16 protein-coding genes and 1 other annotated feature (1 of these 17 cut by a window edge) are annotated in these 15,764 nt (G+C 46.9%); of the genes, 7 read left to right on the forward strand and 9 right to left on the reverse strand.

Annotation, left to right across the window (positions count from 1 at the left end):
• Positions 1-113: 113 nt before the first annotated feature.
• The 7 genes from pspF to IRQ95_RS01835 all read left to right on the forward strand — a co-directional run bounded on the left by pspF (position 114) and on the right by IRQ95_RS01835 (position 7,236).
• Complete coding sequence (gene pspF / locus IRQ95_RS01805; RefSeq protein ID WP_194435295.1) at positions 114-1,100, forward strand: phage shock protein operon transcriptional activator; 987 nt, start codon at positions 114-116, stop codon at positions 1,098-1,100.
• A 120-nt stretch (positions 1,101-1,220) separates the two neighbouring features.
• Complete coding sequence (locus tag IRQ95_RS01810; RefSeq protein WP_194435296.1) at positions 1,221-2,837, forward strand: ABC transporter substrate-binding protein; 1,617 nt, start codon at positions 1,221-1,223, stop codon at positions 2,835-2,837.
• The gene (locus IRQ95_RS01815) at positions 2,838-3,800 is read left to right on the forward strand and encodes an ABC transporter permease (RefSeq protein WP_194435297.1); all 963 of its coding nucleotides are present in this window, start codon (positions 2,838-2,840) and stop codon (positions 3,798-3,800) included.
• The gene (sapC, locus tag IRQ95_RS01820) at positions 3,787-4,674 is read left to right on the forward strand and encodes a putrescine export ABC transporter permease SapC (protein ID WP_194435298.1); all 888 of its coding nucleotides are present in this window, start codon (positions 3,787-3,789) and stop codon (positions 4,672-4,674) included. The genes IRQ95_RS01815 and sapC overlap by 14 nt, the downstream gene beginning before the upstream one ends.
• Entirely contained in the window at positions 4,674-5,669 is a 996-nt protein-coding gene (locus tag IRQ95_RS01825; RefSeq protein WP_075649957.1) for a peptide ABC transporter ATP-binding protein, read from the forward strand. Before sapC ends, IRQ95_RS01825 begins: the two co-directional genes overlap by 1 nt.
• A complete protein-coding gene (locus IRQ95_RS01830; protein WP_194435299.1) occupies positions 5,666-6,451 on the forward strand; it encodes a peptide ABC transporter ATP-binding protein in 786 nt (261 codons plus the stop codon). The genes IRQ95_RS01825 and IRQ95_RS01830 overlap by 4 nt, the downstream gene beginning before the upstream one ends.
• Positions 6,452-6,462: 11 nt before the next feature.
• Entirely contained in the window at positions 6,463-7,236 is a 774-nt protein-coding gene (locus tag IRQ95_RS01835) for a DUF2927 domain-containing protein (RefSeq protein ID WP_194435300.1), read from the forward strand.
• A 66-nt stretch (positions 7,237-7,302) separates the two neighbouring features.
• Here IRQ95_RS01835 and IRQ95_RS01840 read toward each other — a convergent pair whose 3' ends face one another.
• From IRQ95_RS01840 to hisG, 9 genes are all read right to left on the reverse strand, one after another.
• On the reverse strand, positions 7,303-8,208 hold the full coding sequence (locus tag IRQ95_RS01840) for a manganese-dependent inorganic pyrophosphatase (protein ID WP_075649960.1): 906 nt from the start codon (positions 8,206-8,208) through the stop codon (positions 7,303-7,305).
• Positions 8,209-8,497: 289 nt separating this feature from the next.
• Positions 8,498-9,133 (reverse strand): bifunctional phosphoribosyl-AMP cyclohydrolase/phosphoribosyl-ATP diphosphatase HisIE, encoded by a 636-nt coding sequence (gene hisIE, locus IRQ95_RS01845; protein ID WP_194435301.1) that lies wholly within the window; start codon positions 9,131-9,133, stop codon positions 8,498-8,500.
• Entirely contained in the window at positions 9,130-9,918 is a 789-nt protein-coding gene (gene hisF / locus IRQ95_RS01850; protein WP_194435302.1) for an imidazole glycerol phosphate synthase subunit HisF, read from the reverse strand. The genes hisIE and hisF overlap by 4 nt, the downstream gene beginning before the upstream one ends.
• Positions 9,900-10,637 (reverse strand): 1-(5-phosphoribosyl)-5-[(5-phosphoribosylamino)methylideneamino]imidazole-4-carboxamide isomerase, encoded by a 738-nt coding sequence (gene hisA, locus IRQ95_RS01855; protein WP_194435303.1) that lies wholly within the window; start codon positions 10,635-10,637, stop codon positions 9,900-9,902. The genes hisF and hisA overlap by 19 nt, the downstream gene beginning before the upstream one ends.
• 12 nt (positions 10,638-10,649) lie before the next feature.
• Entirely contained in the window at positions 10,650-11,264 is a 615-nt protein-coding gene (gene hisH / locus IRQ95_RS01860) for an imidazole glycerol phosphate synthase subunit HisH (RefSeq protein WP_194435304.1), read from the reverse strand.
• 8 nt (positions 11,265-11,272) lie between these two features.
• The gene (hisB, locus tag IRQ95_RS01865; protein WP_194435305.1) at positions 11,273-12,346 is read right to left on the reverse strand and encodes a bifunctional histidinol-phosphatase/imidazoleglycerol-phosphate dehydratase HisB; all 1,074 of its coding nucleotides are present in this window, start codon (positions 12,344-12,346) and stop codon (positions 11,273-11,275) included.
• Positions 12,347-12,416: 70 nt separating this feature from the next.
• Positions 12,417-13,457 carry a histidinol-phosphate transaminase gene (hisC, locus tag IRQ95_RS01870; RefSeq protein ID WP_075649966.1) on the reverse strand — a complete coding sequence of 347 codons (1,041 nt, stop codon included), beginning with the start codon at positions 13,455-13,457 and terminating at the stop codon, positions 12,417-12,419.
• Positions 13,457-14,758 carry a histidinol dehydrogenase gene (gene hisD, locus IRQ95_RS01875; RefSeq protein WP_194435306.1) on the reverse strand — a complete coding sequence of 434 codons (1,302 nt, stop codon included), beginning with the start codon at positions 14,756-14,758 and terminating at the stop codon, positions 13,457-13,459. The genes hisC and hisD overlap by 1 nt, the downstream gene beginning before the upstream one ends.
• A 5-nt stretch (positions 14,759-14,763) precedes the next feature.
• Positions 14,764-15,660, reverse strand: coding sequence for an ATP phosphoribosyltransferase (hisG, locus tag IRQ95_RS01880; protein WP_194435307.1), 897 nt, complete (start codon positions 15,658-15,660; stop codon positions 14,764-14,766).
• A 49-nt stretch (positions 15,661-15,709) separates the two neighbouring features.
• Positions 15,710-15,764: a sequence feature (His leader region), on the reverse strand (it continues 81 nt past the right edge of the window).

Consider the following 15,764-nt stretch of genomic DNA (forward strand, 5'->3'; position numbering starts at 1 on the left):
TAATTATATATATTTCATATGCTTAACAAATAACATTAAAATAACTCCTTGTATGCATGACAGATTTGACCAACTATAGGTGAAATTTACCAACCCTATGAGCACAGCTGACTATGAAACAAAATTTGATTGGCGAGTCTCCAGCCTTCCTCTCGGTCTTAGACAAAGTTTCTAAGCTGGCCAATATTGAACGACCTATACTTATCATAGGTGAGCGAGGGACCGGTAAAGAGTTGATTGCACAGCGCCTCCACTATCTATCGAAACGTTGGGATCAACCACTAATATCACTCAACTGCTCAGCACTAAGTGAAGGCTTGATTGACTCAGAACTGTTTGGTCACGAATCTGGTTCATTTACTGGCTCTAAAGGTCGACATAAAGGTCGATTCGAGCGCGCTGAAAATGGTACGTTGTTTTTGGATGAACTCGCGACCGCACCGTTAATGGTGCAGGAAAAGCTGTTACGTGTGATTGAATATGGTCAGTACGAACGCGTGGGTGGACACGATATGCTCAACAGCAACGTTCGATTAGTCTGTGCCACCAATGCGGATTTACCAGCAATGGCAGAACAAGGACTATTTCGTGCCGACCTTCTCGACCGCTTAGCCTTTGATGTTATTCATCTACCCCCGCTGAGAGAGAGAAAAGAAGACATTTTGCTTTTGGCGGAATACTACGCGATAAAAATGTGTCGTGAGTTATCACTCGATTATTTTGTCGGTTTTACTGCCGAAGCACAGCAAAAATTATTAGAGTATTCATGGCCGGGTAACGTGCGAGAACTCAAGAATGTCGTAGAGCGCGCAGTATATCAAAACGGCAATTCGGACTTTGCGATTGATGAGTTGGTATTCAATCCTTTTGCGCGAGAAGCAGTAAACACCGAAGACGAGCACGAAAACAAAGTAGACTGTGTTAGCCATTTTACCTTCCCACTCGACTACAAAGAGTGGCAAGAGCAACAAGATAGGCAGCTACTTGAAGCGGTACTCGAAGAAAGTAAATTTAATCAGCGGAAAGCAGCAGACTTGTTAGGCCTAAGTTACCATCAACTACGTGGTATGGTTAGAAAGTATGAGCTTACTGGTAAATAACCAGTACAGGTGGCTACTTAGGTGTACACGAGTAAGCTGTTTTATCAAAACAATTAGTAGTCATTGCAATGACCGTTAGGCATAATTAGCGGTTCCTTTGCGCTATAAACGCTAGATCTTATGAGAGCAATCATACAATTGACATTCAGTTTCTTCGCCGCTGGTCTACTTACAGGCTGTGGTGAAGAAATCAGTCACGAGAAAGCACGCCAAACTGGGTTCGTATTTTGTGGCCAAGCAGGGCCAGCAACCTTTAACCCACAATTGGTCGATAGCGGTATTACTTCTGAAACGCTCAGTTCTCAGTTATTTGATACGCTTTTAACGTTAGATAGCAAAACTTACCAACCAAAGCCCAGTATTGCAGAAAGCTGGCAGGTAAATGAAGCAGGCACTGAATACCAGTTCACGTTAAAACCGAATGTCGCTTTTCAAACCACTGATTGGTTCACACCAACACGTCCGCTAAACGCTGATGATGTGGTATTTAGCTTCCGTCGCATCATCGACTCTGACCACCCTTTCCATAATGTTGGTAACGGCTACCCTTGGTTTAATGGTATCGACTTTCAAAACCTTCTGTTGAACGTCGTTAAGTTGGATGATTATCGCGTCAAATTTGTGCTCGCCAAGCCTGACAATACCTTCTTGTCCAACATTGCTACCAGTCATGCGGTGATCCACTCGAAAGAGTACGCCGATCAACTGCTGATGAGCGATGAGTTGAGCTTCTTAGATAGCAAACCTGTCGGTACGGGGCCATTCTACCTCGATGACTACCAAGTCAACGACCTTGTCCGCTTAAAGCGTCATGATAATTACTGGGCAGGCAAAGCGAAGATGAAACAGGTGGTGTTTGATATCTCCCACCGCGGCACCGGCACACTGGCAAAATTACTGCGCAACGAATGCGATGTATTAACGTCCCCTCGTTCTAGCCAAATCCCGACCATTGAAGCTCATGAGCAGTTGACACTCACGGCCAAACCGGCCATGAACATCTCATACATTGCCGTCAATACTGAGCATCCAGCATTAAGTGACGTAAGAGTTAGACGTGCTCTGAACCATGCAATCAATCGTCAAAATATCCTCGATTCAGTTTACTACGGCACAGGTAGCCAAGCCTTCTCTGTTCTGCCGCAAAACTCTTGGGCCTATAACGGCGACAGCATTCAGGTACGTTATGATCGTAACTATGCGATTGCTCTATTGCGTGATGCCGGTTTCGCCGATGGACTGACACTGAATATGCTCGTACCACTTGAGCCTCGATCGTATAATCCTAGCCCGAGAAAAACCGCAGAACTGATCCAAGCCAATATGGCTGATATCGGTATTACGCTAAATCTGTTGACCGATGACAGATTTAGCGGTGTGGCGAGCGAAAATAGTGATAAAATCGACCTGTACTTAACGGGTTGGATTGCAGACACTGGTGACCCAGATAACTTCCTAAGACCACTACTCTCGTGTAATGCTGAGCTTGCTGGTCCAAATATCTCTAGCTGGTGTAATCCGGACTTCGACTTCCTACTAGATTTAGCTTTGGAAGTAGAAACGCCTCGTTATCGCATTAACTTATATAAGCAAGCGCAAAACATTCTCAATTCAGAGTTTCCTGTAATACCACTGAACCACGGAATGCAGTTCCAAGCGCATGATAGTTCGTTAGTAGGTTTTAAAATGAGCCCATTCAATGCTCAGCCATTCGATCAAGTAGAGAGGATTCGCTAGATGTTTCTCTACACAATTCGACGACTGAACTTATTTATTATTACGTTACTGATCTTAACCATTGTCGGTTACAGCTTATTGCGTCTCGACCCAACCTCACATTGGGCAATGCAAAGCTTTTGGGGTGGTTGGACAAGCTACATTGGCGAGCTAACCCACCTCAATTTTGGTGTTAACAAAGCCGGCGTGCCGATTATTGATGAGCTAGAAACGGTATTCCCTGCCACTTTAGAACTCGGATTAATTGCCTTTATAATCTCATTGATCATCGGCATCCCTGTCGGCACTATCGCGGGTATGAAGCAAGGTAAATGGGTTGATACCATCATCTCCTTTACCTCGATGTCAGGCTACTCAGCACCGATTTTTTGGGTAGCGCTTTTGATGATCATGGTGTTCTCACTCCATTATCAAATGTTCCCGGTAGCCGGACGATACGATCTGCTTTACCAAATTGACCATGTGACTGGCTTTGCCTTGATTGATGCATTTTTAACTGAAGGTCCACAACGCGCGCACGCTTTACAAAGTGTGATCAACCATCTGATCTTACCGTGTTTTGTTTTGGCTTTAGCGCCGACAACACAAGTCATTGGTTTGATGCGAGCATCCGTTTCAGACGTAATGAGCAAAAACTATATCCGCGCCGCACGAATCAAAGGTTTATCCACGCGAGAAATCGTTATGCAGCACGTGCTACGTAATGCCATTCCGCCAATCATTCCTAAAATCGGTGTACAACTCTCTAGTATGTTGACCTTAACGATTGTGACTGAATCCATTTTCAACTGGCCTGGTATTGGCCGCTGGCTATTGGATGCTCTCGCAAACCAAGATTATGTGGCGATTCAAGCTGGTGTAATCGTCGTGGCAACGCTAGTACTCACTGCCAATATTCTTTCAGATTTGATTGGCGCGATGATCAACCCATTGGTAAGGAAAGAGTGGTATGCTAACCGATAACATATATCAAGAAGAGCGCATCCCAACTCAGTTTGAGCGCTTTTGGCGTAGTTTCCGCGCTAACAGCTTGGCCATGTTCGGTTTATGGTGTCTGATCATTGTTGCGCTTATCACCATCATTGCCCCGTGGATCACGCCGCATGACCCTCAAGCACAAAGTGGTGAGCTATTACTGCCCCCCTCTTGGAGCCCTGCGGGAACGGTCGAGTATTTTCTTGGCACCGATGATTTAGGCCGAGATATCTTGTCGCGCCTGATCATTGGTTCGCAACCAACGTTTGGTGCAGCGGTGTTAATTACCGTTATCGCTGCGGCAATCGGCAGTGCTATCGGCACTCTAGCGGGCATGACCAAAGGCTTGATATCAAGTACGTTAAATCACCTGCTTGATACCGTAATGTCTATCCCGTCGCTGCTGCTTGCGATTATCTTCGTTGCCTTTCTCGGCTTTGGTGAATTCAATGTGTTACTGGCGATCTGTATCGCATTGATCCCAAGATTTATTCGCTCGATCTATATCGCTGTCCATACTGAAGTCGAGAAAGACTACATTATGGCCGCCCGCCTAGATGGTGCGAATAACTTCTATCTCCTGTGGAACTCGATCCTACCTAACGTATTAGTGGTGTTTGCCACCGAATTTACTTTGGCGCTTTCTATTGCCATTTTAGATATTACTGCGTTGGGTTTCCTTGGTTTAGGCGCTCAAGCCCCAAGTGCTGAATGGGGTGCGATTTTGGGTGATTCAGTAGAGCTGATTTATCTCGCTCCGTGGACAGTAACACTACCGGGATTGGCCATCATGTTTACTGTCGTGGTTGTAAACTTAGTGGGTGAAGGCGTGCGCCAAGCTCTAAATGCAGGGGTAGAATAATGCCGTTGTTAGATATTCGACACCTGACGATTGAAATCGAAACGCCACAAGGTCGCGTGAAAGCCGTTGACCGTATGAGTATGACACTCAATGAAGGTGAAATTCGTGGTTTAGTGGGTGAGTCTGGCTCAGGCAAAAGCTTGGTCGCGAAAGCGATTGTCGGCGTTTGTAAAGACAACTGGACTATCACTGCGGACCGTATGCGCCTTGGCAACATTGACCTACTTCAGCTCACCCCTCGTGAGCGACGCCGCGTAATCGCGCGTGATATCGCGATGATATTTCAAGAACCGTCTACCTGTCTCGACCCTTCAGAAGAGGTGGGAAAACAATTAATTGAGTCCATTCCTTCACGCTCTTTTGACGGGAAATGGTGGCAGCGTTTTCAATGGCGTCGCAAGCAAGCGATCGCCCTGCTACATAAAGTCGGCATCAAAAATCACCGCCAGATCATGAGTAGTTATCCTTATGAGTTAACCGATGGTGAGTGTCAAAAGGTCATGATTGCGATGGCGATTGCCGCCAAGCCAAAATTGCTGATTGCCGATGAGCCGACCAACGATCTGGACCCAATCACCCAATCGCAAATATTACGTCTACTAAGCCGCATGAACCAAATCAACAATACCAGTATCTTGTTGATCGGTCATGACCTGACAACCATTACTCAGTGGGCAAATCGCATCACCGTAATGTACTGCGGGCAATCGGTAGAGTCGGCGGATACAGATAAAATCCTTGAGAAACCGAAACATCCTTATACCGCAGCTCTGCTTAAAGCGATGCCAGATTTCTCAGAGTGGATTCCACATAAGCAAAAATTACAATCGCTTCCGGGCTCGATACCGCCATTGCAACATTTGCCGATTGGCTGTCGCCTTGGTCCTCGTTGCCCTTATGCTCAGCGTCAGTGCGTAGAAATTCCGATGCCAAAACGAATTAAAAACCACAAATACGCTTGCCACTTCCCACTCAACACGGAGAAGAAAGGATGAGTGCATTATTAGAAGTCACCGACCTGTCCAAGGTTTTCATCAGTCGCCCGGGGCTATTTCGTAAGAAAGAGCACGTTGCGGTGCAGCCTGTCAGCTTCAGTTTAGAAGCGGGACAAACTATTGGTTTTATTGGTCAAAACGGCTCAGGAAAGTCGACACTTGCACGCATGCTGGCTGGCATGGTTGAACCGACGTCAGGAGAGATCCGCGTCAACGGCGATTTGCTAGAACACAAAGATTACTCAACTCGCTGTAAGCTCATTCGCATGATCTTCCAAGATCCTAACACCTCACTGAATCCAAAAATTCAGATTGGTAATATCTTAGAAGGTCCATTGAAGCGTAATACCAACATGCCGCCCGAGGCGCGAGTAAAACGTGTAAAAGACACTCTATTGCGCGTCGGCTTGTTGCCAGAACATGCGTACTTTTACCCACAAATGCTCGCGACAGGTCAAAAGCAGCGTGTATGTTTGGCTCGGGCACTGATTCTACAACCCTCAATCATCGTCGCGGATGAAGCGTTAAACGGTCTCGACATGGCGATGCGCTCACAGATCATCAACCTATTTCTTGAGCTGCAAGAAGAGATGGGCGTGTCATTTGTTTACGTATCGCAACACATCGGCACGGTTAAACACATCACGGATAAGATTATGGTGATGCATGAAGGCGAAGTGGTTGAAGCAGGTGATACACACGCTGTATTGAGTAACCCGCAAAGCACCATCACCCAGCGTTTGGTGGATAGCCACTTTAACAAGGCACCAAATTTCAGATAAGGATGTAAATTGTGGCAAGGATCGCCTCACTTCTCCTACTGCTACTCAGCTCGAGTTCAGTCCATGCTACCGAACAAAATTGGCTCGATATCAGCTTTGTTCGCGCCGCTTTCCTTGATGTGGCGCTGAAAAATGAATACTCATCCGGCGATAAACCCTTAGTTAAGTGGCAGCAACCAATTAAGATCTGGGTGAAGCATAAAGTTGGCGATCAAGACCTGCATGATGAATTAGTCGACGCCCACCTCCAACATCTTCAGCAAGTCACTAACCATCCGATCTATCGCGTTCCAACTCGCGAGCAAGCCAATGTAGTATGGATATTTACCCGAGAGTCATGGTGGCAGCAAGATATCAGCCAAGAAATTGGTAAAGATGCACTGAAGCATATTCGCGGCGCCATTTGTAAAGCCAGTTATCGCACCTCCGTACGAAACAAAGACATTGTTAAGGCGACGATTATTATCCCTGTCGATCAGAGCCGCGCATATGGTAAGTTGCTCGCTTGCATTGTAGAGGAGATCACCCAAGTGATGGGACTACCGAATGACTCGCAACTCGCCTACCCTTCTATATTTAATGACTACACACCAGATGATCTTTTATCACCGCTCGATGTGGTATTACTCAAACTCCTTTACGAGCCATCGCTCAAAAGTGGCATGACCAAACCGCAGGTCGCAAAGCAGCTTGATGTTTTACTGCCGCAATATCAGCGCAGCGGTTTGCTAAAGGATGCAGTCAACATCTCACGCTCTGCGCCACTTCGCAAAATGCTGGAGTAAATTGATATAAAAAAACCCATCCGAAGATGGGTTTCAAAATCATTCTGTGCTCAGTTAACCGATGGATTAAGCAAGCTCAGTTTGTAGCCATGGCCAGCCTTGCTTCTTACGGCTTAGCGTGTTTTCCATCATTAGCATGCCGTCTTGTTCATGCTTAACTAGCTTCTCAGCCCACTCACCTTTGTAAAGTAGACGAGTTTGCGCTGTTGTGATGTCTGTTAGCATCACAGCTGCGAATGCTAGACCTTCTTCAGCGCAACGGCGCTCTAGGTCAGCTTCAAGTGCATCGATCATGCCGTCAACTTGCTCTAGAGTTGCAAGCTCAACTTGACCTACTACTACGTCACGACCGTTGAATGGGTAACCTTTAAGGTCTTTCTCAACAAGTTCAGCCGCAGATAGACCTTCGATGTCTGTCTTAGCGATCAGTAGATCTTTGATGAAAGCGTCAACATCTTGTACATCAGCAATTGCCGCTAGTTCAGCAACCGCATCTTTGTCTTTTTGCGTACAAGTTGGAGAAGCAAAACCTACAGTGTCAGAAAGGATTGCTGACATCATAAGCTTAGCGATTTGAGGAGTAATTGCGTGACCTTCAATCTTGAACATGTTGAATAGTACAGTGTTTGTACAACCTACAGGCCAGATCCAAGCTTCCATTGGGTTCACTGTCATCACGTCACCTAGACGGTGGTGGTCAACGATACCTAGGATTTCTGCTTCAGCCACATCGTCTGGTGCTTGTGCTAGATCTGAGTAGTCAACTAGCCAGATTTGCTCGCCAGCAACAGAAGTACGTAGAACTGGAGTTTCAGCGCCAGCTACTTCTAGAATGTGTTGAGTTTCGCGGTTGATCTCGCCTTGGCGAATTGGCATTGCTTCAACGCCACGTGCTTTAAGTAGCTCAGTTGCTACGATTGCACTACAGATACTATCACTATCAGGGTTCTTGTGACCTACAACTAGAATCATTGCTCTTCCTATTTAAGTCTTACCACTTGCCTAAATTATGTTTTTGCCACGTAAACGCGGTTTTCTAGGCAATTACTTACGAAAGCCGATACTTTACCTGATTTTTGCAATTTGTCATCGGTAAATTAATCGGAACGCTTCGCTTACAGACGACGGAATACGGATTAGGGAAGAAGGATTACGGAACGCTCAACTTTGTGGAGCTACGGATGCAGGGCTGGAGAAAGGAGAAAATAATAAAGGGTTGCCTTATTTCAGCAACCCTTGAGTGGTTTCAATCAACAAGTGATTATTTGTGGCGCTCTTTTAGCTTGTTGATCACATCATTGAACGACAAGCCTTGGTCTTGAAGCAAAACAAACAAATGGTAGATGAGATCAGCAGATTCACAGACTAATTCCGCCTTGTCACCCGACGTTGCCGCAAGCGCGACTTCAACGCCCTCTTCACCCACTTTCTGCGAAATACGTTTGGTGCCACGGGCATAGAGACTCGCGGTGTAGGATGAATCGGGATCGGCATCTTTACGAGCAGCCAAGAGTTGTTCAAGTTGATGAAGCCAAACCAATTGAGATTCTTCTTGCTTATCGCCATCCCAACAGGTTGTGGTACCCGTGTGGCAAGTTGGACCGATTGGATTCACTTTAACCAATAAGGTGTCATTGTCACAATCAAGTGCAGCATTAACGAGGTTGAGCACGTTGCCCGAAGTTTCGCCCTTGGTCCAAAGACGCTGCTTGGTACGGGAATAAAAGGTCACATGCCCTGTTTCACCAGTTTTTGCTAACGCATCTTGGTTCATGTAACCCATCATTAATACTTGGCTTGACTGGAAATCTTGCACAATCACAGGCAATAAACCATCCACTTTATTCCAGTCAATACGCTCGCTTAGTGCCACAATATCGCTCACTTGAAAACTCATAACTTCACCTCGACTGGTCGTGCTACTACGCCTTGCGCTAGTAGGTACTGCTTTAATTCGCCAATATTAATCACTTGTTTGTGGAATACAGATGCTGCGAGTGCGCCATCAACGTTGGCTTTATGGAAAGCTTGCGCAAAGTGCTCCATTGCCCCTGCACCACCCGATGCAATCAGTGGCACCTTACACACTTCACGCACCATATTAAGCTGCTCGATATCGTAACCGTTACGCACGCCATCTTGGTTCATCATGTTAAGTACAATTTCACCTGCACCACGTTTTTGCACTTCTTGTACCCAATCACGGGTTTGCCATTGGGTCGCTTTAGTGCGTGCTTCATCACCAGTGAACTGATAAACCTGATATTTGCCCGTCTCTTTGTCGTAGTAAGAGTCGATGCCCACCACGATACACTGCACGCCAAATTTATCGGCTAGTTCAGTGATAAGCTCAGGGTTTGCTAGTGCTGGCGAATTGATTGACACTTTATCAGCGCCAAATTCTAAAATACGCGCCGCATCTTCTGCCGATTTAATACCACCGGCAACACAGAAAGGAATATCAATCACTTCCGCTACGCGTTTCACCCAGCTTTTGTCGACCACGCGACCGTCGCTTGATGCGGTAATATCGTAAAACACCAACTCATCTGCGCCTTCTTCTGCGTAACGCTTTGCTAGCGGAACAATGTCGCCGATGATTTCATGGTTGCGAAACTGAACGCCTTTTACTACCTGTCCATCCCGCACATCGAGACACGGAATTATTCGCTTTGCCAACATGCAAATGCCTCCTCTGCGGTAAACTTGCCATCCAGTAGAGCGCGACCCACAATGACACCTGCCACGCCAGTACCTTTCAGCGCTTCAATATCCGCTAAGCTGCCGATACCTCCAGAAGATTGAAACTGCACTTGTGGGTACTGCTTACAAAGGTCGACATAAAGCTCAACGTTAGAGCCTGCGAGCGTGCCATCACGCGATATGTCGGTGCAAAGCACATGCTTTAGACCCACCGTTAAGTAGTCATTGATCAGCGCTTCAATGGTCACGCCGGAGTCTTCTTGCCAACCTGAAATCGCTACTTTTCGTGTACCGTCAGCATCGATATTGATATCCAGTGCCAAGACAATTTTCTCCGCACCATATTTCTTCATCCAACCTTTCACTAGCTCAGGCTGCTTAACGGCAGTTGAGCCAACGACGACACGTTGTGCGCCCGCTTCTAGCAAGTCGACCACATCTTGCTCGCTGCGCACCCCGCCACCAATTTGAATGTTGGCAGGCGTACTGGCGAGTAGCTTGGCGATAAGATCAAGCTGACGAGCGGTGGTGTCTTTCGCACCCGTTAAATCAACTAAGTGCAGCCAATTGGCGCCCGCTTGGTGATAAAGGTTGAACTGCTCAGCCGGATCAACCTTGTATTCTGTTACTTGACCGTAGTCGCCTTGGTAAAGGCGAACTACTTGTCCTTCAATTAAATCTAACGCTGGAATGATCACGTGTAGGTCCCTCTACAAATTTAAGAAATTCTCGATAAGTTTTGAGCCCGCGCAGCTTGAGCGCTCAGGGTGAAATTGCACCCCATAATAGTTGCCACTTTGCACCGCGGCGCTGAACGGCTGACCATAATCACACTCCGCAATAGTGTAGTCACCAACAGGCATGGCAAAGCTATGCACAAAATAGAAATACTCGCCTTCTTCAATGCCTTTAAATAACGGATGTTCCGGTAGAGATTTGACGGTATTCCAGCCCATGTGTGGTAATGGCAGTTCACCGGTTTGCATCAGCTTTACTTCACCGTCACACAAACCTAAACACTCAACTTGCGCGTCCGCTTTCTGCCCTTTCTCTTGGGAGAATTTGCCTAAAAGTTGCATACCAAGACAGATGCCAAGGAGCGGCTTTTCTACTTGCTTAACCAAACTAATCAGATTGCGCTCTTCGAGGTTTTTCATTGCCTCACTCGCCGTGCCTACACCGGGTAAAAACAGCTTATCAGCAGCCAAAACCACTTGAGGATCTTTGGAAATTTCAACTTCACAGCCCAAGCGTTCAATGGCAAATCGAACCGAGGAGACATTGGCACAACCGGTATCAATAATGACGACTTTCTGTTGTTTCATAATGCCTCCTACAACACGCCTTTGCTGCTTGGTAGCTCTGTACCTTCCACTTTGATGGCTTGGCGCAATGTACGACCAAAGGCTTTAAATAAGCTTTCGATGATGTGGTGATCATTATCACCTGACGACGATAGGTGCAGCGTACAAGCGAGAGTGTCGGTTAATGAACGGAAAAAGTGCACCACCATTTCGGTTGACAGATCACCTACCTGCTCGCGGCTAAACTCGGCGTCAAACTTAAGGTACGGGCGACCTGATAAGTCAAGTGCACACTGCGCCAAACACTCATCCATTGGCAAGCTAAAACCAAATCGACCGATGCCGCGTTTATCCCCCAGCGCATCTTTAAGCGCTTGCCCAAGTGCCAGCGCGGTGTCTTCGACTGTGTGGTGATCATCGATATGCAAATCACCTTCCACTTGGCAAATCATCTGGAAGCCACCATGGGTAGCGATTTGATCCAGCATATGATCGAAGAAGCCTAAACCTGTTGAAATCTGGTTGCCACCTTGCTCATCAAGATTAACGCGCACTCTAATATCGGTTTCTTTGGTGGTGCGAATCACTTCCGCAATGCGTGCATTAACCGTCAAATCTTTGAGGATTTGCTGCCAACCCATGGTTTCTGGATGATATTGAATGCCGCGAATCGCCATGTTCTCTGCCAATTGCAGATCCGTGGCGCGATCGCCAATCACCACTGAATGTTGGAAGTCAACCTTGCCACTTTGTAGATACTCTTTCACCATGCCAAGCTTTGGCTTGCGACATGAGCAGTTGTCCTCTTCAAAGTGCGGGCAGATCAAAACATCGTCAAACTTCACGCCTTGCGAGGAAAAGATCTCCATCATCATGTCATGTGGGGCGTCAAAATCGGCTTGTGGGTAGCTATCGGTGCCTAAACCATCTTGGTTCGTCACCATCACTAGGCGGTAACCTGCATCTTGCAGTGCAAGTAAGCTTGGAATAACGAAAGGCTCAAGTTTTAGCTTATCGAGGCGATCAACTTGGAAGTCGATTGGTGGCTCAACGATCAACGTGCCGTCACGGTCGATAAACAAGATTTTTTGCTGCTTGCTCACTGGAATATCCTTATCAATTTAGCGCCCTCGCCCTCAAGCCAGAGCGCACTACTTATTTAACTGCTCGTCGCTAAGCGTAGAAATTGCGAATAAAACCTAAGGTCTTTTCACATTCGTCGCGATTGCCGACACTAATTCGCACGCAATTTTCAATCGGTGAGTTACGCAAAATAATGCCACTGTCCCAAGCCGCTTTAAATAGCGCATCGCCATCAGGGAATTTCACCAGTAGGTAGTTACCCCAACCATCGAACACTTGCACATCGGCAATCATCGATAAGCCGACTTGTAGATAAGCGCGGTTGGCGTTGAGATCTAAAACCTGGAACTTCGCGCGTGCAAGCCCCGCTTCAGACAGTGCTTGAATCGCAATATCCGCCACAGGCACTGGCACTGGGTAAGGCGCGATCACCTTATTAAGCACACCAATTAACTCTTCATTCGCAAGCGTAAATCCGCAGCGCAGTCCCGCAAGCGCGAACGCTTTTGATAAGGTGCGCAGAATCGCTAGGTTTGAATATTGGGCGAGCAAATCGACCGTTGAAGCTTCAGGGCAAAAATCAATATATGCTTCATCCATCACCACAATCGCGCGGTCTTTGGTCATCTCTAGTAAGCTGATAATGTCTTCGCGCTTAACCAAATTACCGGTTGGGTTATTTGGGCTACAAACAAACACCAATTTCACCGCATCTAAGTTGGCTTCTATGCTCGCTAAATCAAGTTGCCAATCCGCAGTTAGCGGAACGGTCTTGCGCTCCACCCCGATGGTTTCGGCACTGATGGCATACATGCCATAAGTCGGTGGACAAAATAGAATCGCATCTTCACCCGGCTCACAGAATGCGCGAATTAAAAGTTCAATACCTTCATCCGCACCACGTGAAGTTAAGGTTTGCTCTGGCTTCACGCCCGCATAGGCAGCGTAAGCTTCAATTAAAGCTTTAGGCTGACACTCACTGTAGCGGTTTAAACGAGTAAAATCGGTCTTATATTCATTGTCGAACGGAGATTCATTCGCGTTGAGCCACACGTCGCCACTGCCGCCGATACGACGCGCAGAAAGATAAGGTGTTAACTGCTGAACCTGTTTACGTGCTAACTTTTCCATTACGCTTCTCCTCGTTGAAGCAACTTCTCTACGCGAATTGTAACAGCTCGCTTGTGCGCGTCTAAGCCTTCGGCTTCTGCCATCGTCACGACCGTTGGCGCGAGTGTTTGTAAACCTTCGGCTGATAGTTCCTGTACTGTCATACGTTTAGAGAAATCTGCCAAACCTAGGCTCGAATAGGTGCGGGTATAACCGTAAGTTGGCAGCACATGGTTAGTACCAGATGCGTAATCACCCGCTGATTCTGGCGACCAATCACCTAAGAAAATCGAACCGGCATTATCCAGTAAAGGCAGCAGTTCGCGTGGGCTCTTGGTCTGTACAATCAAGTGTTCAGGACCGTAGTAATTCGAGATAGAAACCGCCTGCGTCAGCGATTCAGAAATAATGATCAAACTGGAAGCGAGCGCTTTTTCAGCAATGTCAGCGCGGGTTAACTCTTTGAGCTGACGCTGCACCGCATCCGAAACTTGATCCGCAATCACTGGTGAAGGTGTCACTAACACCACTTGCGAGTCAGGTCCGTGTTCAGCTTGGCTTAGCAAATCAGCAGCGATAAAGTCGGCATCAGCACTTTCATCCGCAATCACCAGCACTTCTGACGGACCAGCAGGCATATCAATCGCCGCACCGCGAAAATCGTTACTCACTTGTCGCTTCGCCTCTGTCACATAGGCGTTACCCGGACCAAAGATCTTATCCACTTTCGCGACGGTTTCAGTGCCGTATGCCATAGCCGCGACTGCTTGACCGCCGCCTACATTGTAAACTTCATCAATATTGCACAGCTTAGCGACATAAAGAATTTCATCAGCAATCGGCGGTGGTGAACACAACACCACTTTCTGACAGCCCGCGATTTGCGCGGGTACACCAAGCATCAATACCGTTGACGGCAGCGGTGCACTACCACCAGGAATATACAGACCCACTTTTTGAATCGGGCGAGTGACTTGCTCACACAACACACCCGGCTGCGTTTCAACCTTAATTGGCTGTGGCTTTTGCGCCTTGTGAAACTTAGCGATATTGGCATACGCTTGCTCAAGCGCCTGCTTCATTTGCTCAGTCAGCCGCTCAGAAGCGGCATCAATTTCCGCTTTAGAGACGCGAATGGATTCTGGCTTTACGCGATCAAACTTTTCAGTTAACTCAAGTAACGCTGCATCACCTTGCTGACGAACTTGCGCAATCACTTCAGCGACCGCGGCGGTAATATTCGCCCCTTCAGCTATCGCCGGACGCTCTAATACCGCATCTTGCTGGGTTTCACTTAATGATTGCCAAACAACAGTTCTCATGACAATTACTCCATCATTTTTTCAATTGGCAATACTAGAATTGAACTCGCACCCAACTCTTTGAGTTGTTCCATGGTTTCCCAGAACAGATTTTCGGTACTCACAAGGTGAACGGCAACTTTTTGTTTTTCTGCAGACAGAGGCAATACAGTTGGGTCTTCTGCACCAGGCAGTAGTGCTTTAATCTGCTCTAAGCGATCAACGGGTGCGTGCAACATAATGTATTTTGATTCTTTAGCTTGTTGTACACCTTGCATACGAGTCAGCAGTTTGTCGATAAGCTCTTGTTTCTCTGCATCAAACTCGCCTAAGCGCTGAATAAGCGTCGCTTTAGAACGGAAAATAACTTCGGCTTCTTTTAGACCATTGGCTTCGAGCGTCGCGCCCGTTGAAACTAAATCAGCAATCGCATCTGATAAACCTGCGCGCGGCGCCACTTCAACCGAGCCAGTCAGCATACAGGTAGAGAAAGGAATACCCTCTTTGTCCATATACGCTTTTAGCAGTTGCGGATAAGTGGTAGCGATACGTTTACCAGCAAGATCTTGTGGACCGTTGTACTCTTGATCTTTATTAATCGCGATAGACAAACGACAGCCACCAAAATCAAGGCGACGTAGCTGAACAAACTCACAAGGTTCACCCAAGGCTTTACGATCGAGACGAACTTCTTCTAATTCGTTTTCACCGATAAAGCCAAGATCTACCACGCCATCCATGATCAAACCTGGGATGTCGTCATCACGAACCAGTAACAAATCAATGGGCATATTAAGTGAGTGAACAACCAAACGCTCACCCATAATGTTAAATTTTACGCCGCACTTTTTAAGCAATAGCTGACTCTCTTTGCTTAGGCGACCTTTCTTTTGAATAGCGATTCTTAGGCGTTGTGTTTGCATTGCGTTATCCCTGTGCAAGTAATACTTAGATATTTTATAAAGCCGTAAAATTGAAAAACCCTCGGAAGATCTTTGTCTCCCGAGGGTTAATTCTTAAAATCTCT

The organism is Vibrio fluminensis (assembly GCF_015278125.1).
Taxonomy (GTDB): domain Bacteria; phylum Pseudomonadota; class Gammaproteobacteria; order Enterobacterales; family Vibrionaceae; genus Vibrio; species Vibrio fluminensis.

Bases quoted from the DNA above. Each gene is read 5' to 3' on its own strand.
- pspF (WP_194435295.1), top strand. From the start codon at position 114: ATGAAACAAAATTTGATTGGCGAGTCTCCAGCCTTCCTCTCGGTCTTA.
- IRQ95_RS01810 (WP_194435296.1), top strand. From the start codon at position 1,221: ATGAGAGCAATCATACAATTGACATTCAGTTTCTTCGCCGCTGGTCTA.
- IRQ95_RS01815 (WP_194435297.1), top strand. From the start codon at position 2,838: ATGTTTCTCTACACAATTCGACGACTGAACTTATTTATTATTACGTTA.
- sapC (WP_194435298.1), top strand. From the start codon at position 3,787: ATGCTAACCGATAACATATATCAAGAAGAGCGCATCCCAACTCAGTTT.
- IRQ95_RS01825 (WP_075649957.1), top strand. From the start codon at position 4,674: ATGCCGTTGTTAGATATTCGACACCTGACGATTGAAATCGAAACGCCA.
- IRQ95_RS01830 (WP_194435299.1), top strand. From the start codon at position 5,666: ATGAGTGCATTATTAGAAGTCACCGACCTGTCCAAGGTTTTCATCAGT.
- IRQ95_RS01840 (WP_075649960.1), bottom strand. From the start codon at position 8,208: ATGATTCTAGTTGTAGGTCACAAGAACCCTGATAGTGATAGTATCTGT.
- hisIE (WP_194435301.1), bottom strand. From the start codon at position 9,133: ATGAGTTTTCAAGTGAGCGATATTGTGGCACTAAGCGAGCGTATTGAC.
- hisF (WP_194435302.1), bottom strand. From the start codon at position 9,918: ATGTTGGCAAAGCGAATAATTCCGTGTCTCGATGTGCGGGATGGACAG.
- hisH (WP_194435304.1), bottom strand. From the start codon at position 11,264: ATGAAACAACAGAAAGTCGTCATTATTGATACCGGTTGTGCCAATGTC.
- hisC (WP_075649966.1), bottom strand. From the start codon at position 13,457: ATGGAAAAGTTAGCACGTAAACAGGTTCAGCAGTTAACACCTTATCTT.
- hisD (WP_194435306.1), bottom strand. From the start codon at position 14,758: ATGAGAACTGTTGTTTGGCAATCATTAAGTGAAACCCAGCAAGATGCG.
- hisG (WP_194435307.1), bottom strand. From the start codon at position 15,660: ATGCAAACACAACGCCTAAGAATCGCTATTCAAAAGAAAGGTCGCCTA.